The sequence below is a fragment of the Peterkaempfera podocarpi genome (genome assembly GCF_042466665.1).
GTDB classification, from domain to species: Bacteria; Actinomycetota; Actinomycetes; order Streptomycetales; family Streptomycetaceae; genus Peterkaempfera; species Peterkaempfera podocarpi.
This window is the reverse complement of the sequence record NZ_CP162102.1, coordinates 5,032,174-5,052,222: the sequence shown is the minus strand read 5'-3', so window position 1 is coordinate 5,052,222 and position 20,049 is coordinate 5,032,174. Positions and strand designations below refer to the sequence as shown.

Below are 20,049 nucleotides of genomic sequence, written 5' to 3'. Positions count from 1 at the left end.
GCAGCCTCCCGGTTCGGCGCGGCCGCGGTCCGTACGAGCACGCCCTCGACGAGGCCGCCGCTCCGCCGGACCACGCCCCGGGGCGACCGGTCAGGGGTAGCTCTCCACCCGGCGGAACCGCCAGCGGTGCGGCTCGCGGCGCAGCAGTCCCGGGGGCGGCTCCGGCAGCTCCGGCAGGGCCCGCCGCTCCGGCTCCTGGGCGGCCTCGGGGGCAGCCGACCACCAGGTGATCACCAGCACCCGGTCCTCCGGGGCGGTGAACACCTCTGCCCGCTCAAGACCCGCCGACGAGCCCGTGAGCCCCGGCAGACCGTGCTCCACCACCCACTCCAGCAGGGCGTCGCCGCGGCCCTCCGCGGCCCGCGCCTCCCACATCAGGGTGATGGTCACGCCCCGCCTCCCAGGGCGCTGTGGGCGTGCGCGTGCAGCGCACCGTGGGGGTCCGGCACGGACACCTCGGTGACCGGCAGCGAGGAGTCCGCGGAGAGGTCGAAGGCGGAGCTGTCCCGGCCCCGCCACACCATCTCCGCGCCCAGTGCCGCCACCATCGCGCCGTTGTCGGTGCACAGGCCCGGCCGGGGCACCCGCAGCCGGATGCCGGCCCGGTCGCAGCGCTCCTGCGCCATCGCCCGCAGCCGGGAGTTGGCCGCGACCCCGCCGCCGATCATCAGATGGTCGACGCCGCTGGACCGGCACGCCTTGACCGCCTTGCGGGTCAGCACATCGGTGACCGCCTCCTGGAAGGACGCGGCGACATCCGCCACCGGTACCTCCTCCCCGGCCCGCCGCTTCTGCTCCACCCAGCGGGCGACCGCGGTCTTCAGGCCCGAGAAGGAGAAGTCGTACTCGGGGTCCCGGGGGCCGGTGAGGCCGCGGGGGAAGCGGATCGCCTCCGGGTCGCCCTCCCTGGCCATCCGGTCGACCACCGGCCCGCCGGGGAAGCCCAGCCCCAGCACCCGCGCCACCTTGTCGAAGGCCTCACCGGCCGCGTCGTCGATGGTGGCGCCCAGCGGGCGGACGTCGCTGGTGATGTCCTCGGTGAGCAGCAGTGAGGAGTGGCCGCCGGAGACCAGCAGCGCCATGGTGGGCTCGGGCAGCCTGCCGTGCTCCAGCTGGGAGACGCAGATGTGCGATGCCAGGTGGTTGACCCCGTACAGCGGCTTGCCCAGCGCATAGGCGTACGCCTTGGCCGCGGACACCCCCACCAGCAGCGCACCGGCGAGGCCCGGCCCGGCGGTCACCGCGATGCCGTCCAGATCGGAGGCGGCCACGCCGGCCTGGTCGAGTGCCCGCTGGACGGTCGGGACCATCGCCTCCAGATGGGCGCGGCTGGCCACCTCGGGGACCACGCCGCCGAACCGGGCGTGCTCGTCGACGCTGGAGGCCACCGCGTCGGCGAGCAGGGTGGTGCCGCGGACGATGCCGACGCCGGTCTCGTCGCAGGAGGTCTCGATACCCAGAACGAGGGGCTGATCAGCCATGGAGGGTCTTTCCTTGGTCGACGGGTGCGGCGGTGGCCGCCATGGGTTCGGGCAGCGGGGCGCGTGCCGGGTCCGACAGGCGCATCACCAGGGCGTCCACCCCGGAGGGCTGGTAGTAGTTGCGGCGCACCCCGATCGGCTGGAAGCCGAACCGCTCGTAGAGCCGCTGGGCCCGGACGTTGTCCACCCGCACCTCCAGCAGCAGGTCGGCGCAGCCCCGCTCCCCGCCTCCCGCACCAGATCGGCGAGCAGCCGGGAGCCCAGTCCGCCGCCCCACTGCTCGCGGGCCACCGCGATGGTCTGCACATCGCCCTCGCCGGAGACCGCCATCAGCCCGGCATAGCCGACCACGCGTCCGGCGGTGTCCTCGGCCACCGTGTAATGGCGGGTGGCACCGGGGTGCCGGGCGTCGGCGAGCTCCGACCAGAACATGCCGGCCGACCAGGCGTCCTCCGGGAAGAGCACCTGCTCCAGTTCCAGTACGGGCTCGATGTCCCACCAGCGCATCGGCCGCAGAGTGATCCCGGATCCGCCGCTCACCTGGGGAGCACCGCCTTGTATCCGGCGGGCACCTGCGCATCCGGGCGGCGGAGGTAGAGCGGCACGGGCGGCAGCAGCGGGACGCCGGCCGCCAGCTGCTCGGCGGCGAAGGCGGCGAGATGGCCCGCGGAGACATGTTCGGGCCCGCGGGCCTCGGTGAAGACCTCGGGGTAGAGCTGCGCACCCGCGCCCACCGCCGGCTGCCCGGCGACCCGGTCGGCGATCTCGGCCGGCCGGTCGACGTCCGGGCCGGAGATCCGGGTGCCGTCCTGGTCGTAGGCGGCCCAGTAGACCTCCTTGCGGCGGGCGTCGGTCGCCGCCGTGAAGGGGCCGCCGAGGCCGTCGGCGCGCGCCGCACGGGCGATCCCGTCCAGGGTGCAGACGCCGTGCACGGGGATCGACAGGGCGTGGCCCAGGGCGGCTGCGGTGACCAGGCCCACCCGCAGGCCGGTGTAGGGGCCGGGACCGACGCCCACCACCACGGCGGTGAGGTCGCCCTTGGCGGCCCCGGCGTCGTGCAGCACCCGGTCGATCACCGGAAGCAGCAGCTCACCGTGGCGCCGGGCGTCGATCGTGGTGGACTCGGCCAGCACCGCGGTGCCGTCGTGCAGGGCGGCGGTGACGGCGGGGGTCGCGGTGTCGAAGGCGAGGAGGAGCACAGCTCCAGGTTAGAGCGTCCCGGCAGGGCCTCCGGCCGGGTGTCCGGTACGGCCTCCGGCCGGGTGTCCGGGGCGGGCAGCGGAGGGCCGCCCGGGGGCGGCTGGCACGATGGGGGGTGACACTGCATGGAAGGCGAGGAGCGCTCGTGGCGAAGATCGGTTCGGGGACGGTCGTCACCGGACTCACCCTGGGGGCGATGGCGGCCGTCGCCGCACTCGCCGTACAGGCGAAGGGCACCGAGCACAGGGCGGCCCCGGCCTCGCCCCCGCCGCCGGCAGCAGGCGCCTCCGCCCGCCCCGGCGCCACGGCACGGCCGCAGCCACCGGCGCTGCCCGCCGCATCGGGGAGCGGGCGCAGGGTGGTCTACTCGCTCCGCGCGGACCGGGTGTGGCTGGTGGACCCGGCCAAGAAGCCCCAGGTGGTGCGGACCTTCCGGGTGCAGCCCAGCACCGTCGACCCGGCGCCGGGCAGCTATCGGGTCTACTCCCGCACCCCGGCCACGACCGGGTCGGACGGCCGTCCGATCGAGCATGTGATGCTGTTCGACCGGGTGCCGGGGACGGTGGTCGGATTCAGTGCCGCGGTGGACAACACCACGCCCAAGCCCAGCCCCGGCCTGCGGACCGGCGGCGTCCGAGGGACCCGCCGGGATGTGGCGGCGCTCTGGGACTTCGCCCCACTCAACAGCCGGGTCGTCGTCGTCCCCTGAGCGGGCCGCGTCCGCGTCCGCCGGACGGACAGCCCCCCACGGTCGGGGCATGCCGACGGTGCCGCCCGGGCGCTCCCGCCCCCGGCGGCGGCCGCCGGGACGTCGGTCAGGCGGCGCGGGGCGGGCTCTGCTCCTCGGGGGGCTCGGCCGCAGGCGGGGTGGAGATCGCGGCTGCCGCCGCGCACGCCGCCAGCACCTCCCGCACGGCGACAGCCGGCGGTGCTGGAACGGGGGCCTCGGACGCGCCGGGACGGGGCTCGTCCACCGACGGGTCCTGCGGGGTGCTGCTCGGCATGGTGCCTCCCGGAGTTAGGTACACCTAACCGCGAACACCATGTGACCACGCCCACCCCCGGGAGCGCAACAGGATGCCGACAACGCGTCGGCAACGAATCGGGCCGGTCAGCCCGCCGCTGCGGTGAGATCGACGCCGTCCCAGCGGCGTCCGAGCCCGCTGAGCACCACCCGGCGCGGGTCGTGGTCGTCCGCCGCGGCCTCGCCGCCGAGGGCGCGCTCGATACGCACCTCCAGCCGCTCCTCGGAGAGCTGCTCCACCTTGCCCTCGCCCCACTCGACGACCACCACCGACTCGGGCAGCGAGACATCCAGGTCGAGGTCCTCCATCTCGTCCAGGCCGCCGCCCAGCCGGTAGGCGTCCACATGCACCAGTGGCGGCCCGCCGGCCAGCGAGGGGTGCACCCGGGCGATGACAAAGGTGGGCGAGGTGACCGCGCCGCGCACGCCGAGGCCCTCGCCCAGGCCGCGGGTGAGCGTGGTCTTGCCTGCGCCCAGCTCTCCGGAGAGCAGCACCAGGTCCCCGGGCCGCAGCAGTGCGGCCAGCCCGCGGCCCAGCTGCTGCATCTGCTCGGGGCCGGGCACGGTCAGGGTGGTGTACGAGCCCATAGGTGTGTCGCGGTCCTTCCAGGTGGTGCGTACGGCGTCCGCAGTCAGGGTTGCACGCCCAGGTCGCCGAGGTCACCGGTGTCCTCCGGGTCACCGTCGGCCGCTTCCCGTACCGAGGCCGGCAGCGGGGCGCCGCAGCGCCGGGCCGCCTTGGCCAGCAGCGCCGCCAGACGGCTGTTGACCAGCTCCGGATGTTCCAGCATCACCAGGTGCCCGGCGTCGGGGACGACCACCAGTTCCGCTCCGGGGAGCGCCGCGGCTATGGCCTCACTGTGGCCCGGAGGGGTGAGCAGGTCCCCGGCGCCGGCCAGGACCAGCGCCGGGATCCCGTCCAGGGCGGCCAGCGCGGCCGCCTTGTCGTGCAGGCCGAACGCCGGATAGAACTCGGCGACCACGTCGATGGGGGTGGCTTCCAGCATCTGCTCGGCGAAGCGGGCCACCGAGGGGTCGACGTCCGCGCTGGCGAAGGAGAACCTGCGGTAGAGCACCGCGGTGAACTCGCTGCCCGCCCGCCGGGTCGCTTCCACCAGTTCGACCTGGCGGCCCAGCGCCTTGAGCACCCCGGGGGCGACCCGGTGCAGCATCCGGGCGCCGTACGCGGGCAGGCCGAGGGTCACCTCGCGCCAGTTGCCGGCCGTGGTGCCGATCAGGGCGACGCCGGCGACCCGCTCACGGAACAGCTCGGGGTCCTGGTCCGCCAGGGCCATGATCGTCATTCCGCCCATGGAGTGGCCGACCAGGACCAGCGGCCCCTCGGGGGCCACCGCGTCGATCACGGCCCGCAGATCCCCGCCGAGCTGGTCGATGGTGGCGGGCTCGCCCGCCTGGTAGGAGCGGCCCCGCTCGGAGCGTCCGTGGCTGCGCTGGTCCCAGAACACCAGCCGCATGCCCTCGCGCAGCCAGGCCCGCTGGAAGTGCCAGCTGTCCTGGTTGAGGCAGTAGCCGTGGCAGAACACCACGGTGAGCGGCGGCGAGCCCTCCGGCGCGGCCAGGGCCCCACCCGGAGCGGTGGCCAGCGCGGGCCGCGACGGGCGGAGGCGGCCGAACCAGCCCCGGCGCACCGGGGCGGCGTCCGGGTCGTCCTGCGGCCCGCCCGCGGTGGCGGCCAGGGCGGCCTGCGGGTCCTCCTCGGCGGCCGGGCGGACGGGCCGGGCGGTGCCGTCGAGCTCCAGGTAGAGCCGGGTGCCGTCATCGGCGGTGATCTGACGTGAGACGCCGCGCAGTGAGCCGAAGGGCGCCGCGGCGTCCAGTTCGGCCCGGGCCCGCAGCCGCATGGTCCGGCCGACGGTCAGCCGCTCCAGGGCGACCCCGGCAGCGGCTCCGGCGGCGACCACGCCGACCGACATGCCGAGTACGCCGGCGCGGCGGCCCGCCCTGAGCAGCCGCCCGTCCACGGTCGCGGCAGCCTCGCCCACCGCCTGGACGGCCCGCACCGCGGACTCCGCGGCACCGGCGGCCGCGCCCAACGACTTTCCCGCCTCGCTGGCCATATCAGAGGGTGACCTCCTGCCCGCCCGGCTCGGCGCCGGCCCGACCGTGCACATACCTGCGGGGAACTCTTACCCCGATCCGGGTGACGATCTCGTAGGAGATCGTCCCGCAGGCCCGCGCCCAGTCCTCGGCGGTGGGCTCGCCCCGGTCCCCCGGGCCGAACAGCACCGCCTCGTCGCCGGCGGCGGCATGGTCGCCGCCCAGGTCCACCACGAACTGGTCCATCGCGACCCGGCCGGCCACCGTGCGCCACTTCCCGGCCACCTGGACGGGGCCGCAGCCGCTGGCGTGGCGGGGGATGCCGTCGGCGTAGCCCAGCGGCACCAGGGCCAGCGAGGTCTCGCCGGGGGTCGTGTAGTGGTGGCCGTAGCTCACCCCGTGGCCGCCGGGCACCTGCTTGACCGAGGCCAGCCTGGCCTCCAGGGTCATCACCGGACGCAGCCCGAAGTCGGCCGGCGAGCCCTCCTCGGGGACCGGGGAGAGCCCGTACATCGCCACTCCGGTGCGGACCAGGTCGTAGTGGGCCTCGGGCAGCAGCAGGGTGGCGGGCGAGTTGGCGAGGTGGCGCACCTCGGGCTCGGCACCCTGTGCCTCCGCATGCGCCAGCGCCTCGCGGAAGGCGGTCAGCTGGGCCTGGATCGAGGGATGGCCCGGCTCGTCCGCCGCGGCGAAGTGCGACCAGATGCCCGCGATCCGCAGCTGTCCCGCCGCCTCGGCGCGACGGGCGGCGGCCACCAGGTCGGGCCAGTCGTGCGGCTGGCAGCCGTTGCGGCCCAGACCGGTGTCGGCCTTCAGGTGGATCCTGGCCGGGACGCCGGTGCGCTCGACGGCGGCCAGCAGCTCGGTGAGGGCCCAGCGGCCGCTGACGGAGATGTCCACCTGGGCGCGCAGCGCCTCGTCCCAGGGCCCGCCGGGCGTCCAGAGCCAGCAGAGCACCCGTGCCCGGTCCGGGCCGATCCCGGCGGCGCGCAGCGCCAGGGCCTCCTCCGGGGTGGCGGTTCCCAGCCAGGGCGCGCCCGCCAGCAGCGCCTCCCGGGCGCAGGGCAGCAGGCCGTGACCGTAGGCGTCCGCCTTCACCACAGCCATCACCGCGGCCCGGCCGACCCTGGCGTCCAGGGCTTCGACGTTGGCCCGCAGCGCGGCCAGGTCCACGGTTGCTTCAGCACGCATTGCTGTTCTCATCGCCTGCCAGTCTCCCATCCCACTGCTGTGCGGCCCTCCGGAGGTGATCGGGAACACGCGCGGCGCCCGCCCCCGGTCCTGCTGGGGGCGGGCGCCGCGGCCCGCTGGGGGGCTTTCGATCAGGTGCCGGGGCGCTTGCCCCAGACGTAGACGTAGTCGTGGAGCTTGAGCACGCCCCAGAGGCGCTTGGCGTCGCTGTTGGTCATGTTGACGCAGCCGTGCGAGCCCGGAGGGGTGGAGATCGGGATGGACACCCCGTGGAACGCCTCGCCGCCGTCGAAGAACTGGCTGTACGGCATCGCCACGTTGTACAGCGTCGACCAGTGGTTCTGGTGGCGCCAGTAGATGCGCTTGAGCCCGGTGCGGGTCTCGTAGTTGTTGCGGCCGGAGCGGATCTTGACCGGGCTGAAGATCACCTTCTTGCCGTTCTGGACCCACATCAGCTGGCGCCCCAGATCCACACAGGCGATCCGGCCCTTGTTGGTCGGGCACTTGCCTGCGGCGTTGGGGTTGGCCTTGGCCTTCAGCTCCTGGACCTTGCCCCAGGTGACCGGGCCGGCGTAGCCGATGTGCGGGCTGATCCCATACTTGACCTGGAACTTCTGGATCGCCCGGCAGTCGGTGGCGGACTGCTTTCCGTCCACCTTCAGCTTCAGGTACGACTCCACCTGCCGCTGGTAGGGACCGGTCTTGGTGGTGCAGGACGTGGCCGCCTGCGCCTCGCCCCCCACCACGAACAACGACAGCGGGGCCACCAGGGCCGCCGTGGCCAGCGCCGCCCCTGCCCGTCTACCGGACACCTGCCTGATTCGCATGCTCTCGCCTCCTCGGCACACGCCCGTCGACGACGCGGCGCGCCATTCCCCCAGAGAGTCGTGCGGGCACTCGCCCGCACATCTGAAATGACCGTCCGACCGGCCACTTCGGTTGCACGCGTTATGGACATGTGATGGGCGGACAGCAGAGCGGCGGCCGGGCGCTGGTGCGCCCGGCCGCCGTAGGAGAGATGAGGAACCGTCAGCCCGAGGCCCGGACCCGGCGCCAGGCGGCGCGCAGCGCCCCCGCCACATCGAGGGCGGAGACCGGGGCGCCGTCCGCGGGGTCGCCACGGCGGCCCGCCGCGGCGACCCGGGCGGCGAGACCGTGCAGATAGGCGGCACCGGACGCCGCGTCCACCGGCGCCAGTCCGGCCGCCAGCAGCGCTCCGGCCAGGCCCGAGAGCACATCGCCGCTGCCGGCCGTGGCCAGCCAGGGCGTACCGGTCGGGTTTACCCGTACGGGGGAACCGCCGGCCACCGGGAAGGTCGGCCACTCCCGGTGCCAGGCACCCCGGGTCGCGGCGGCCTCGGCCGGGGCCGGGACCACCACCGTGGTGGACCCCTTGAGCAGCACCGTCGCCCCGTACAGCTCGGCCAGCCGCACCGCGTGCCGCAGCCGGGCGTGGGCCACCGAGTCGGCCGTGGCGCCCCGATGGGCCGCGGCCAGCAGCCTGGTGGCCTCGCCCGCGTGCGGGGTGAGCAGCACCGGGCCGGTGCGGCCCTCCAGTGCGGCCGGGCCCCTCTCGGCCAGCCAGCTCAGCCCGTCGGCGTCGATCAGCACCGGCAGGTCGTCCTGGGCCAGCGCCTCGCGCATCCCCCGGTCGGTGTCGTCGCCCAGGCCCGGCCCCACCACCCAGGCCTGGACCCGGCCGGCCTCCTGCGGCCCGCCCGCGGTCACCAGGGTCTCCGGGAAGCGCCGCACCACCTCCTCGGCCGCGCTGCCCGCGTACCGCACCGCCCCCGCTCCCCGTGCAGCGCCCCGGCGACGGCCAGCACGGCCGCCCCCGGGTACCGGGCGGAGCCGGCGGCGATGCCCAGTACCCCGCGCCGGTACTTGTCGCTCTCGCCGGTGGGCATCGGCAGCAGCGCCGCCAGATCGGCGTGCTGCAGGGCCTCGGCCGCGGCCGGACCGCCGGGCCGGCCGACCCCGAGCTCGGGCCCCAGACCGATGTCCACCAGCCGCACCACCCCCGCGTACCCGGCCCCCGGGTCCACCAGCAGCCCCGGCTTGTGGGTGCCGAAGGTGACGGTCACATCGGCCCGTACGGCCGCCCCGTGGACCTCTCCGGTGTCCGCGTCGACCCCGCTGGGCAGGTCGACGGCCACCACCAGCGCCCCGTGCCGCTCCCGGGCCCGCTGGGCCGCCGCCGCGCAGGACGCCGCCTCGGGGCGCAGCCCGCCCTGCCCGCCGATGCCGACGATGCCGTCCAGCACCAGGTCGGCACGGTCCACCGCCGCCTCCGCCGCCGCCCTGCCGTGCGCCACCACCGTGCCACCCGCCGCCCGCAGCGCCGCCAGACCGCCCTGGTGCGCCCGCTCCGGCGTCAGCAGCACCGCGGTGACCCCCGCACCGCGCCGGGCCAGCCGGGCGCCCGCATAGAGCGCGTCGCCCCCGTTGTCCCCGCTGCCGGCGAGCACCGCCACCCTGCTGCCGTAGACGCCGCCACGCAGGTCCGTCAGCGCCTGGGCGCAGGTGGCGGCCAGTCCCGCCGCGGCCCGCTGCATCAGCGCACCGTCCGGTACCCGGGCCATCAGCGCAGCCTCTGCCGCCCGCACCCGCTCGACCGTGTGCGCATACCGCATCCGAGCCTCCCTCAGCGACTTCCGCCTGTCCGCCGAACGAGTGTCACCCTTCGGCGATCACCACAGCCGACGCCACGCCCGCGTCATGGCTGAGCGACACATGCCAGGCGGTCACCCCGAGTTCGGAGGCGCGGGCGGCGACGGTCCCCCCGACTTTCAGCAGCGGCCGCCCGGACGGCTCGCTGTACACCTCGGCGTCCAGCCAGTTGAGGCCGGACGGCGCCCCCAGCGCCTTGGCCAGCGCCTCCTTGGCCGCGAACCGGACCGCCAGCGAGGCGGTGCCGCGCCGCTCGCCCGACGGAAGGTAGAGCTCCCCCTCGGTGAAGAGGCGCTCGGCCATCCGCGGCGTCCGCTCCAGCGACGCACCGAAGCGGTCGATGGCGGCGACATCGATGCCCACACCTATGATCATCCGCTCGCTCCTGTCCCCACGGGCCGTCCCGCACTGTTGTTCCACAGCATCGCGCACAGCGGCGGATACAGCAGTCCGGGCCGCCCCCGGACGGGGACGGCCCGGACTGCGCCGAACGGGGTGGGCTACTCGACGGTCACCGACTTGGCGAGGTTGCGCGGCTGGTCCACCTCGTGGCCCCGGGCGGTGGCCAGCTCGCAGGCGAAGACCTGCAGCGGCACCGTGGAGACCAGCGGCTGGAGCAGCGTCGGGGTCACCGGGATGCGGATCAGGTGGTCGGCGTAGGGCGCCACCGTCTCGTCCCCCTCCTCCGCGATCACGATGGTGCGGGCACCGCGGGCGCGGATCTCCTGGATGTTGGAGACGATCTTGTCGTGCAGCACCGAGCGGCCGCGCGGCGAGGGCACCACCACGACCACCGGCAGGTCCTGCTCGATCAGCGCGATCGGGCCGTGCTTGAGCTCTCCCGCCGCGAAGCCCTCGGCGTGCATGTACGCCAGCTCCTTGAGCTTGAGCGCACCCTCCAGTGCCACCGGGTAGCCCACATGGCGGCCGAGGAAGAGCACCGCGGAGGCGGAGGACAGCGAGCGGGCGAGCTCACGCACCGGCTCCATGGTGCCCAGCACCTCCTCCACCTGGCGGGGCGCGTCGGCGAGCTGCCGGATGACCGTGTTGATCTCGTCGCCCCACTTGGTGCCGCGGACCTGGCCCAGGTAGAGGGCGACCAGGTAGCAGGCCACCAACTGGGTGAGGAACGCCTTGGTGGAGGCCACCGCCACCTCGGGCCCCGCGTGGGTGTAGAGCACCGCGTCGGACTCGCGGGGGATGGTGGAGCCGTTGGTGTTGCAGATCGCCAGCACCTTGGCGCCCTGCTCGCGGGCGTGCCGCAGGGCCATCAGGGTGTCCATGGTCTCGCCGGACTGCGAAATGGCGATCACCAGGGTCTGCTGGTCGAGGATCGGGTCGCGGTAGCGGAACTCGCTGGCCAGCTCCACCTCGCAGGGCAGCCGGGTCCAGTGCTCGATGGCGTACTTGGCGATCATGCCCGCGTGGAAGGCGGTGCCGCAGGCCACGATGACGATCTTGTCGACCGCCCGCAGCACCCGGTCCTCGATGCGCACCTCGTCCAGGGTCAGCCGGCCGTCGGTGCCGATCCGCCCCAGCAGGGTGTCGGCGACCGCCTTGGGCTGCTCGGCGATCTCCTTCAGCATGAAGTAGTCGTAGCCGCCCTTCTCGGCGGCCGAGGCGTCCCAGTCCACGTGGTACTCGCGGACGTCCGCCGGGGCGCCGTCGAAGTCGGTCACCGTGACCGCGTCGGCGCGCAGCTCCACGACCTGGTCCTGGCCCAGCTCGATCGCCTCGCGGGTGTGGGCGATGAAGGCGGCGACATCCGAGGCGAGGAAGTTCTCGCCCTCGCCGCGGCCGACCACCAGCGGGGAGTTACGGCGGGCGCCCACCACCACTCCGGGCGCGTCCGCGTGCACCGCCACCAGGGTGAAGGCGCCGTCCAGCCGGCGGCAGACCCGCCGCATCGCCTCGGCCAGGTCGCCCCCGGCCGGGGCGTACTCCTCGCCCAGCAGATGCGCCACGACCTCGGTGTCGGTCTCGGAGCGCAGCTCATGGCCGCGCTCGGCGAGCTCGGCCCGCAGTGCCGCGAAGTTCTCGATGATCCCGTTGTGGACGACCGCGACCCTGTTCGCGCCGTCCAGATGGGGGTGGGCGTTGGCGTCCGTGGGGCCGCCGTGGGTGGCCCAGCGGGTGTGGCCGATACCGGTGGTGCCACCGGGGAGCGGAGCGTCGGCGAGGGACTTCTCCAGATTGGCGAGCTTGCCCGCCCGCTTGTCGACGGCCAGCAGGCCGTCCGTCCCGGTCTGGACGGCGACACCCGCCGAGTCGTACCCCCGGTACTCCAGTCTCTTCAGACCCGCGATCACTACATCAAGCGCGGGCTGCCCGCCCACATATCCAACGATTCCGCACATGAGCGCCAGCATAAGCTGCCTCCGGCCCACCGGTACGACTCGTCACACCGGGTGAGCCCTCCCCGGGTGATCCGTCCGTGACGGAACGCACACCCCACGCCGCCGACCGCACCGACGACAATGGACCATGTGCTGACGACCGATGCCCGCCTGCAGAGCGTGACGGCGCCCTCCCCGACCCCGTACGTGGACCTGGACCGAGCGGAGTGGAGCGCACTGCGCGACGCACCCCGCTGCCGCTCACCGCGGCCGAGGTGGAGCGGCTGCGCGGCCTCGGCGACGCCATGGACCTCGACGAGGTGGTCGACGTCTATCTGCCGCTCTCCCGGCTGCTCAACCTCTACATCCACGCCACCAGGGAACTGCGCGGCGCGCTCGGGACCTTCCTGGGCAGCCCCAAGTTCCCGGAGGGGCCCGACGCCGAGGCCGTCCGTACGCCCTTCGTCATCGGCGTGGCCGGGTCGGTCGCGGTCGGCAAGTCCACCACGGCACGGCTGCTCCAGGCGCTGCTGGCGCGCTGGCCCGAGCACCCCAGCGTGGAGCTGGTGACCACCGACGGCTTCCTGCTGCCCAACGCCGAGCTGCGGCGCCGCGGGCTGATGGCCCGCAAGGGGTTCCCCGAGTCCTACGACCGCCGGGCGCTCACCCGCTTCGTCGCGGACGTCAAGGCCGGCAAGGACGAGGTGACGGCCCCGGTCTACTCCCACCTGGTCTATGACATCGTGCCGGGCGAGAAGCTGACGGTCCGCCGGCCCGACATCCTGATCGTCGAAGGGCTGAACGTGCTGCAGCCCGCCCTCCCCGGCAAGGACGGCCGCACCCGGCTGGCGGTCTCCGACTACTTCGACTTCTCCATCTATGTCGACGCGCGCACCGACGACATCGAGTCCTGGTACCTCTCCCGCTTCCGCAAGCTGCGGCAGACAGCCTTCCAGGACCCCTCGTCGTACTTCCGCCGCTTCACCGACGTGCCGGAGGAGGAGGCCCTGGAGTACGGGCGCACCGTGTGGCGCACCATCAACCGGCCCAATCTGCTGGAGAACGTGCTGCCGACCCGCGGCCGGGCCACCCTCGTGCTGCAGAAGGGCCCGGACCACAAGGTGCGCCGGGCCCGCCTCCGCAAGCTCTGACACACCCCGGGCCCACACCCCGGGCCCACACCCCGGGCCGCCCCGGGCCGCCCCGGGCGCGGGGAAGCGCACGCCCGCGCCCGCCGGGGCGGGGCGGGCATCCGCGCGGCGCCCTCAGGGGCGGCCGGGCCGCTCCACCGGTGGTGGCCGGAGGCCCGGTCAGCCCAGATGGGTGCGGACGGCGTCGGCGAGGCGCTCGGCGACGGCCTGCGCCTGCTCCGCCTCGGCCGCCTCCACCATCACCCGGACCAGCGGCTCGGTGCCCGAGGGACGCAGCAGCACCCGTCCGGTGGTACCCAGTTCGCTCTCGGCGGCGGCCACCGCGGCGGCGAGCTCCTCGGAGGTGTTCACCCGGCCGCGGTCCACGCCCTTGACGTTGACCAGCACCTGCGGCAGCCGCGACATCACGGCGGCCAGGTCGGCCAGCGGCTGCTTGGTGGCCGCGATCCGGGCGGCCAGCATCAGACCGGTGAGAGTGCCGTCGCCGGTGGTGGCGTGGTCCAGCAGGATGACGTGGCCGGACTGCTCGCCGCCGAGCGAGTAGCCGTGCTCCCGCATCGACTCCAGGATGTAGCGGTCGCCGACCGCGGTCTGCACCAGCTCGATGCCCTCGCGCTCCATGGCCAGCTTGAAGCCGAGGTTGGACATCACGGTGCCGACCACGGTGTTCTTGCGCAGCCGGCCTGCCTCTCGCATGCCGACCGCGAGTACCGCGAGGATCTGGTCGCCGTCGATCTCGTTGCCGCCGGCGTCCACCGCCAGGCAGCGGTCGGCGTCGCCGTCATGGGCGACACCCAGGTCGGCGCCGTGGTCGAGGACCGCGGTGCGCAGCTTCTCGATGTGGGTGGAGCCGACGCCGTCGTTGATGTTGAGGCCGTTGGGCTCCGCCCCCAGGGTGTGGACGACCTCGGCGCCGGCGCGGGCGAAGGCCTCGGGGGAGATCCGGGCGGCGGCGCCGTGGGCGCCGTCGATGACCACCTTCAGCCCGTCCAGCCGGTTGGGCAGCACGGCGACCAGGTGCGCGATGTACTGGTCGAAGCCCTCGTCGTAGCTGCGGACCCGGCCGACCGCGGCGCCCACCGGGCGCTGCCAGGAGTCGTCCGCGGCATGGCTGTGGTAGAGCTCCTCGATGGCGTCCTCGATCTCGTCGGCCAGCTTGTGGCCCCCGCGGGCGAGGAACTTGATGCCGTTGTCGGGCATCGGGTTGTGGCTGGCCGAGAGCATCACGCCGAGGTCCGCGCCGAGCGCACCGGTGAGGTAGGCCACCGCCGGGGTGGGCAGCACACCGACCCGCAGCACGTCCACGCCGGAGCTGGCCAGGCCGGCGATGACCGCGGCCTCCAGGAACTCGCCCGAGGCGCGGGGGTCGCGGCCGACCACCGCGACCGGCCGGTGGCCCTCGAAGGCCCCGGCGTCGCCGAGCACATGTGCTGCGGCCACCGAGAGGCCGAGCGCCAGCTCGGCGGTGAGGTCCGCGTTGGCGACGCCACGTACGCCGTCCGTGCCGAAGAGTCGTCCCACTGAATCCAACCTCCGTGGCTCGTCGCCGCGCGGAAGCACGCACCGGGACCGGTGGTGGTGCGCAGTGCGTGTGCACCTGCCCGGTCCCGGGGGCCTGCATTCCGTACGACTACTCCATTGGACGCCATTGCACGCCCGATGATGCTGCTCAGGATGCACGACGCCCCGGGGGCTGCTGCCCCCGGGGCGTCGTGGAAGCCGAGGCCGAAGCCTCTGCTTTAGCGCTTGCTGTACTGCGGCGCCTTACGGGCCTTCTTCAGACCCGCCTTCTTGCGCTCGATGGCGCGGGAGTCACGGGTCAGGAAGCCGGCCTTCTTGAGCGGGCCGCGGTTGTTGTCCACGTCCGCCTCGTTGAGGGCGCGGGCCACGCCGAGGCGCAGGGCGCCGGCCTGGCCGGAGACGCCGCCGCCGCTGATGCGGGCGATGACGTCGTAACGACCGTCGATCTCGAGCACCTTGAAGGGCTCGTTGACGATCTGCTGGTGCACCTTGTTCGGGAAGTACTCCTCGAGGGTGCGACCGTTGATCTTCCACACGCCGGTGCCGGGGACGATGCGCACGCGGGCGATCGCCTCCTTGCGACGGCCGAGGCCGGCGCCCGGGATGGCCTCGCCGAAGCGGGAGGCCAGCGACTCGGTGGTGTAGTTCTCCTCGACGGTCTCCTCGACCTCGAGGGGGGTCTCGATGGCAGTCTCGGCCACGGTGATCCTCAGCTCCTGCTACTCAGATGGGGGTTTGGTGGCCGGAATTACTGCGCGACCTGGGTGATCTCGAACGGCACCGGCTGCTGGGCAGCGTGGGGGTGCTGGTCGCCCGAGTACACCTTCAGCTTGGAGAGCATCTGGCGGCCGAGGGAGTTCTTCGGCAGCATGCCCCTGATCGCCTTCTCGACGGCCTTCTCCGGAGTCTTGTCCAGGAGGTCGCCGTAGCGCACCGAGCGGAGACCGCCCGGGTAGCCGGAGTGGCGGTAGGCCAGCTTCTGCTCCCGCTTGTTACCGGAGAGGTGCACCTTGTCGGCGTTGATGATGATGACGAAGTCACCAGTGTCAACGTGCGGCGCGTACACCGGCTTGTGCTTGCCCCGGAGGAGAGATGCGGCCTGGGTGGCCAGGCGGCCCAGCACGACGTCGGTCGCGTCGATGACGTGCCACTGACGCTGGACGTCGCCGGGCTTAGGGCTGTACGTACGCACGGTCGTAGCCTTCGCTTTTCAGTGAGTGTGTCCTGACAGGGCCACCCGGACGATCACGATCAGCCTGGACATGCCGCCTTGGACGCAACAAGGCGGGATCCGCTGGTCATCGGCCCGGTGAACCGGCGTACCGACCTCTCACGTGAGATGGAGCGAGCCAATACGCACAACAAGCTCGCAGAATACCGGGCCGGGCCCGGACGGGTCAAAACGACCCGTCCGGCGTACGGGTCATCTCTGCCCCGATCGTCACCCGTCCGGGGTCAGCGCTCGCGGGTCACCCGCTTCTCGTCCCAGACCGGCTGGGGCGCCTCGTAGACCCGGCCGTCCTGCCCGAAGACCAGGAAGCGGTCGAAGGAGCGGGCGAACCAGCGGTCGTGGGTGACGCAGAGCACCGTCCCCTCGAACACCTCCAGCCCCTCCTGCAGCGCCTCCGCCGACTCCAGGTCCAGGTTGTCGGTGGGCTCGTCCAGCAACAGCGCGGTGACCCCGGACAGCTCCAGCCGCAGGATCATCAGCCGCGCCTGCTGCCCACCGGAGAGCGACTCGAAGCGCTGGTCGGCCTGGCCGTGCAGCTCGTAGCGGCGCAGCGCGCTCATCGCCTGCCCGCGGTCCCGGGCGTGCTCGGTCGCCAGGATCTCCTGCGGGGTGCGGCCGAGCAGCTCGGGGTGGGCATGGGTCTGCACGAAGTGGCCCGGGACGACACGGGCGCCCAGCTTCCAGTCCCCCTGGTGCCGTACCGAGGCGTCCCCCGCCAGCAGCCGCAGGAAGTGCGACTTGCCGGAGCCGTTGGACCCCAGCACCGCCACCCGCTCGCCGTAGAAGACCTCCAGGTCGAACGGGGACATCAGCCCGGTGAGCTCCAGCCCCTTGCAGGTGACCGCCCGCACCCCGGTACGCCCGCCCTTGAGCCGCATGGAGATCTGCTGCTCGCGCGGCGGCACCTCCGGCGGGCCCGCCTCCTCGAACTTGCGGAGCCGGGTCTGCGCCGCCTGGTAGCGGGAGGCCAGGCCGTCGTTGAAGGCGGCCTTGTTCTTCAGGGTGTTGACCAGCTGCTTGAGCTTGGCGTGCTCCTCGTCCCAGCGGCGGCGCAGCTCCTCCAGCCGCTCGAAGCGCTCCTTGCGGGCCTCGTGGTACGAGGCGAAGCCCTCACCGTGCACCCAGACACGGCTGCCCGCCGGGCCCGGCTCCACGCTGATGATCTTGTCTGCGGTGCGTGCCAGCAGTTCCCGGTCGTGGGAGATGAAGAGCACCGTCTTGGCGGTGGCCCGGATCTGCTCCTCCAGCCAGCGCTTGCCGGGGACGTCCAGATAGTTGTCCGGCTCGTCCAGCAGCAGCACCTCGTCCGGCCCGCGCAGCAGCGCCTCCAGCACCAGCCGCTTCTGCTCACCTCCGGAGAGGGTGCCGAGACCGCGCCACTGGGACGACTCGAAGGGCATGCCCAGCGCCGCGGTGGTGCAGACGTCCCAGACGGTCTCGTACTCATAGCCGCCGGCGTCCGCCCAGTCGGCCAGCGCCTGGGCGTAGCCCAGCTGGGCCGGCTCGTCGTCCTGCGCCATCATCGCCAGCTCGGCCGCGTCCACCGCCAGCGCCGCGGTGCGGATCCTCGGCGGGGCCACCGAGACCAGCAGGTCCCGTACGGAGGCGTCCTCCGGGAGTCCACCGCCGTCGGAACCCCGGCCGGTGGTGCCGACGAACTGCCGCATCACCCCGAGGCCGCCGCTCACCGCGAGCGTCCCGCCGTGCGGCTGGGCATCGCCCGCCAGCAGGCGCAGCAGGGTGGTCTTGCCGGCGCCGTTGGCGCCGACCAGGGCGACCGCGGCGCCTTCGCCGACCCGGAAGGACGCGTCATTGAACAGCACCCGCCCGTCCGGCAGGTAGTACTCCAGGTGCGAGATCTCGACGTGTCCCATGGCAGGGGATTCTCCGCTGTGCCCGGGGCCCCGCCCAAGCGCTTTTCCGACGACGGCCCCACCGGAGCCCCGAAGGTCCCCTGCGCCCAGGACTGTTGGCGCCCTCCCCATGGGTCGGTAAAGCCGAATGCCCTAAGATTCGGGCCCATGAGCGATGGGTGGGGAGCGGCCCCGGGTGCCGGCGGCGAGCAGCCGCAGGACGGGCCGCAGGCGGGTCAGCAGCAGGGACAGCCGGGACAGCAGCAGGCACAGCCAGGACAGCAGGAGCAGCCGCAGGGCGGCGCACAGTGGCCCGGTCAGCAGCAGGGCGGACCGCAGGCGTCCGCCCCGGCGGGGACGACCCCGCAGGGACTCCCCCAGCGCGCCTCCGGCGGCCAGCAGCCCCAGTCGCCCTTCCCTGCCCACGCCACGGGCCAGCCCGCCGGGTACGGCTACCCCCAGCAGCAGCCGGGCTACGGCTACCCCCAGCAGGGCTATCCCCAGCAGGGCGGCTACCCGCAGCAGCCCGGGCCGTACAACCAGGCCGGCGCCGTCCCCCGCAGCTCCACGGAGCCCGACTGGGCCGCGCTGGCGGACCGGAACGACGCCGCCGCCCGCAAGAAGAAGCGGCTGTACACGATCGGCAGCGGCGTGGCGGCGGTGCTGGTGGTGGGCGGCATCGTGGCGGCCGCGCTGGGTGTCTTCGGCTCCAAGAGCGGCCCGGAGGCCGGCCCCTCCACCAGCCCCTCCCCCACGGCCTCCGTCACCAAGCCGAGCCCCAAGCCGTCCACGCCTCCGCCGCCCCCGGTGGACCCGCTGACAATCATCTCCTCCGCGGGCAAGGACACCGCGCCGCTGAACACCCGCACCCTCTTCCCCGACGTGCAGGTCCCCATCAACGGCACCGTCTACACACGGGACGGCTCTCCCAACGCCACCGGCAACTGCGCCAAGGCGGGCTCCAGCGGTCTGGGTGAGGTGTTCGCCACCCACAAGTGCCGGGCCGTCTACCGCGCCACCTATGTCAGCAAGGGCATCGCGGTCACCGTGGGCATCGTGGTCTTCGACGACTCCACGCAGGCGCAGGCCGTGGCGAAGGTCAACACCGGCAACATCTTCTCGCTCTACCGGAACATCAAGGCGTTCTGCCGCAATGTGCAGTGCCTGAGCTCCCAGGCCTCCGCCGGCCGCTACGCCTACTTCACCATCGGCGGCTACACCAACGGCAAGCCGGTGCCCAAGGGCGACAAGAAGGTGCAGAAGGCCAGCCGCGACATCGCGACCCTGGCCCGCAACACCCTGTACCAGCGCGGCCGGCTGGCCGCCTCCCAGCCCGCGGTCACCGCTCCGGCGGGCTGACCACAGCACCCGGCAGGGTGCGCATCCGGCGGGCGGTGCGATTGCGCTCCATCAGCAGCCCGTCCGCCGGATAGCCGACCTCCTCCAGGGTCAGCCCGTGCGGGCGCACCACATTGACCGCCGAGTTGCGCACCCGTCCGGCCAGCACCTCCCCGGGGAACCCGACCGGCCGCCGGCCGTCGCCCACCAGCAGCATCGACCCCACCAGGGCCCGCACCATGTTGTGGCAGAAGGCGTCGGCGCGGACCGTCGCCACCACCAGGCCGGTCCCGTCGCGATGGGCCATCGGGTCGTCGGGGGTGCGCTCCCAGCCCAGCTCCAGCAGGGTCCGTACGGTGGTGGCCCCCTCCCGCTTCTTGCAGTACGCGGCGAAGTCGTGCTCCCCCAGCAGCAGCCGGGCGGCCTGGTTCATCAGGGCCACGTCCAGCGGGCGGTCGTGCCAGAGCACATGGCCGCGGCGCAGCGGATCCACCCCGCCCGGGTGGTCGCTTATCCGGTAGGCGTAGCGGCGCCAGACGGCTGCAAATCGGGCGTCGAAGCCGTGCGGGGCCTCGGTCAGCGACCACACCCGGACGTCCGCCGGAAGCCGCCCCGCCAGCCTGCGCCGCACCTTCTCCCGGTGCGCGGCCCAGAGCTCCTCGGGCAGGTCGACATGGGCGACCTGGCCCCTCGCGTGGACCCCGGCGTCGGTGCGGCCGGCCACCGTCAGCTCCACCGGGAGGTCGGTGCGCAGCACGGTGCGCAGCGCCTCCTCAAGCTCGCCCTGGACGGTCCGCCGTCCGGGCTGACGCGCCCAGCCGGAGAACTCCGACCCGTCGTAGGCCAGGTCCAGCCTGATCCGGACGCAGCCCTCGGCGGGCCCGTCCAGTGCCGGCTTCTCGTCGCACTCGTCGACCACTGCTCGAATCTCCCTGATACGGCGGAGAGGCCCGCTCCCCCGGGCGGGGGGAGCGGGCCTCGGTTGAACCCTGGGA

Annotated in this window: 17 protein-coding genes and 3 pseudogenes; 3 read left to right on the top strand and 17 right to left on the bottom strand. The window is 73.6% G+C overall.

Annotated elements, in window-relative coordinates:
• Positions 1–90 precede the first annotated feature (90 nt).
• The 4 genes and pseudogenes from AB0761_RS22305 to tsaB form a co-directional block, all read right to left on the bottom strand.
• Entirely contained in the window at positions 91–390 is a 300-nt protein-coding gene (locus AB0761_RS22305; protein ID WP_377270867.1) for a hypothetical protein, read from the bottom strand.
• The gene (gene tsaD / locus AB0761_RS22300; RefSeq protein WP_377270866.1) at positions 387–1,481 is read right to left on the bottom strand and encodes a tRNA (adenosine(37)-N6)-threonylcarbamoyltransferase complex transferase subunit TsaD; all 1,095 of its coding nucleotides are present in this window, start codon (positions 1,479–1,481) and stop codon (positions 387–389) included. The genes AB0761_RS22305 and tsaD overlap by 4 nt, the downstream gene beginning before the upstream one ends.
• A pseudogene (gene rimI / locus AB0761_RS22295) lies at positions 1,474–1,988 on the bottom strand (ribosomal protein S18-alanine N-acetyltransferase). Before rimI ends, tsaD begins: the two are co-directional and overlap by 8 nt.
• A 29-nt stretch (positions 1,989–2,017) precedes the next feature.
• Positions 2,018–2,680 carry a tRNA (adenosine(37)-N6)-threonylcarbamoyltransferase complex dimerization subunit type 1 TsaB gene (gene tsaB, locus AB0761_RS22290; RefSeq protein WP_377270865.1) on the bottom strand — a complete coding sequence of 221 codons (663 nt, stop codon included), beginning with the start codon at positions 2,678–2,680 and terminating at the stop codon, positions 2,018–2,020.
• Positions 2,681–2,826: 146 nt separating this feature from the next.
• Here tsaB and AB0761_RS22285 point away from each other — a divergent pair, with 146 nt between their 5' ends.
• Entirely contained in the window at positions 2,827–3,390 is a 564-nt protein-coding gene (locus AB0761_RS22285) for a hypothetical protein (protein ID WP_377270864.1), read from the top strand.
• A gap of 106 nt (positions 3,391–3,496) precedes the next feature.
• Here the strand turns inward: AB0761_RS22285 and AB0761_RS22280 are convergent, their stop codons facing one another.
• From AB0761_RS22280 to glmS, 8 genes and pseudogenes are all read right to left on the bottom strand, one after another.
• Positions 3,497–3,685, bottom strand: coding sequence for a hypothetical protein (locus AB0761_RS22280; RefSeq protein ID WP_377270863.1), 189 nt, complete (start codon positions 3,683–3,685; stop codon positions 3,497–3,499).
• Between the two features lie 107 nt (positions 3,686–3,792).
• Positions 3,793–4,293, bottom strand: coding sequence for a tRNA (adenosine(37)-N6)-threonylcarbamoyltransferase complex ATPase subunit type 1 TsaE (tsaE, locus tag AB0761_RS22275; protein WP_377270862.1), 501 nt, complete (start codon positions 4,291–4,293; stop codon positions 3,793–3,795).
• 44 nt (positions 4,294–4,337) lie between these two features.
• Positions 4,338–5,783: an alpha/beta fold hydrolase gene (locus AB0761_RS22270; RefSeq protein WP_377270861.1), complete on the bottom strand. Its 1,446-nt coding sequence runs from the start codon at positions 5,781–5,783 to the stop codon at positions 4,338–4,340.
• A gap of 1 nt (position 5,784) precedes the next feature.
• Complete coding sequence (alr, locus tag AB0761_RS22265) at positions 5,785–6,954, bottom strand: alanine racemase (protein ID WP_377270860.1); 1,170 nt, start codon at positions 6,952–6,954, stop codon at positions 5,785–5,787.
• A 131-nt stretch (positions 6,955–7,085) separates the two neighbouring features.
• Entirely contained in the window at positions 7,086–7,781 is a 696-nt protein-coding gene (locus AB0761_RS22260; RefSeq protein ID WP_377270859.1) for a L,D-transpeptidase, read from the bottom strand.
• A gap of 202 nt (positions 7,782–7,983) precedes the next feature.
• A pseudogene (locus tag AB0761_RS22255) lies at positions 7,984–9,587 on the bottom strand (NAD(P)H-hydrate epimerase).
• Positions 9,588–9,630: 43 nt separating this feature from the next.
• A complete protein-coding gene (locus AB0761_RS22250) occupies positions 9,631–9,999 on the bottom strand; it encodes a holo-ACP synthase (RefSeq protein WP_377270858.1) in 369 nt (122 codons plus the stop codon).
• A gap of 125 nt (positions 10,000–10,124) precedes the next feature.
• Complete coding sequence (gene glmS / locus AB0761_RS22245) at positions 10,125–11,981, bottom strand: glutamine--fructose-6-phosphate transaminase (isomerizing) (protein WP_377270857.1); 1,857 nt, start codon at positions 11,979–11,981, stop codon at positions 10,125–10,127.
• A 129-nt stretch (positions 11,982–12,110) separates the two neighbouring features.
• Here glmS and coaA point away from each other — a divergent pair.
• Positions 12,111–13,111, top strand: a pseudogene (gene coaA / locus AB0761_RS22240) (type I pantothenate kinase).
• Between the two features lie 159 nt (positions 13,112–13,270).
• On the opposite strand, the gene glmM reads toward coaA, so the two are convergent.
• From glmM to AB0761_RS22220, 4 genes are all read right to left on the bottom strand, one after another.
• Complete coding sequence (glmM, locus tag AB0761_RS22235; RefSeq protein WP_377270856.1) at positions 13,271–14,632, bottom strand: phosphoglucosamine mutase; 1,362 nt, start codon at positions 14,630–14,632, stop codon at positions 13,271–13,273.
• Between the two features lie 218 nt (positions 14,633–14,850).
• Positions 14,851–15,333, bottom strand: coding sequence for a 30S ribosomal protein S9 (gene rpsI / locus AB0761_RS22230; protein ID WP_377270855.1), 483 nt, complete (start codon positions 15,331–15,333; stop codon positions 14,851–14,853).
• Positions 15,334–15,380: 47 nt separating this feature from the next.
• On the bottom strand, positions 15,381–15,824 hold the full coding sequence (rplM, locus tag AB0761_RS22225) for a 50S ribosomal protein L13 (protein ID WP_377270854.1): 444 nt from the start codon (positions 15,822–15,824) through the stop codon (positions 15,381–15,383).
• Between the two features lie 263 nt (positions 15,825–16,087).
• Complete coding sequence (locus tag AB0761_RS22220) at positions 16,088–17,737, bottom strand: ABC-F family ATP-binding cassette domain-containing protein (RefSeq protein WP_377270853.1); 1,650 nt, start codon at positions 17,735–17,737, stop codon at positions 16,088–16,090.
• A gap of 147 nt (positions 17,738–17,884) precedes the next feature.
• Here AB0761_RS22220 and AB0761_RS22215 point away from each other — a divergent pair, with 147 nt between their 5' ends.
• The gene (locus AB0761_RS22215; RefSeq protein ID WP_377270852.1) at positions 17,885–19,075 is read left to right on the top strand and encodes a hypothetical protein; all 1,191 of its coding nucleotides are present in this window, start codon (positions 17,885–17,887) and stop codon (positions 19,073–19,075) included.
• Here AB0761_RS22215 and truA read toward each other — a convergent pair.
• On the bottom strand, positions 19,056–19,973 hold the full coding sequence (truA, locus tag AB0761_RS22210) for a tRNA pseudouridine(38-40) synthase TruA (RefSeq protein ID WP_377270850.1): 918 nt from the start codon (positions 19,971–19,973) through the stop codon (positions 19,056–19,058). The genes AB0761_RS22215 and truA overlap by 20 nt on opposite strands.
• Positions 19,974–20,049: the final 76 nt, after the last annotated feature.

Coding starts and splice junctions, on each gene's coding strand:
- glmS (WP_377270857.1), bottom strand. CDS start 11,981: ATGTGCGGAATCGTTGGATATGTGGGCGGGCAGCCCGCGCTTGATGTA.
- alr (WP_377270860.1), bottom strand. CDS start 6,954: ATGCGTGCTGAAGCAACCGTGGACCTGGCCGCGCTGCGGGCCAACGTC.
- AB0761_RS22280 (WP_377270863.1), bottom strand. CDS start 3,685: ATGCCGAGCAGCACCCCGCAGGACCCGTCGGTGGACGAGCCCCGTCCC.
- AB0761_RS22215 (WP_377270852.1), top strand. CDS start 17,885: ATGAGCGATGGGTGGGGAGCGGCCCCGGGTGCCGGCGGCGAGCAGCCG.
- AB0761_RS22220 (WP_377270853.1), bottom strand. CDS start 17,737: ATGGGACACGTCGAGATCTCGCACCTGGAGTACTACCTGCCGGACGGG.
- AB0761_RS22250 (WP_377270858.1), bottom strand. CDS start 9,999: ATGATCATAGGTGTGGGCATCGATGTCGCCGCCATCGACCGCTTCGGT.
- AB0761_RS22260 (WP_377270859.1), bottom strand. CDS start 7,781: ATGCGAATCAGGCAGGTGTCCGGTAGACGGGCAGGGGCGGCGCTGGCC.
- tsaE (WP_377270862.1), bottom strand. CDS start 4,293: ATGGGCTCGTACACCACCCTGACCGTGCCCGGCCCCGAGCAGATGCAG.
- tsaD (WP_377270866.1), bottom strand. CDS start 1,481: ATGGCTGATCAGCCCCTCGTTCTGGGTATCGAGACCTCCTGCGACGAG.
- AB0761_RS22270 (WP_377270861.1), bottom strand. CDS start 5,783: ATGGCCAGCGAGGCGGGAAAGTCGTTGGGCGCGGCCGCCGGTGCCGCG.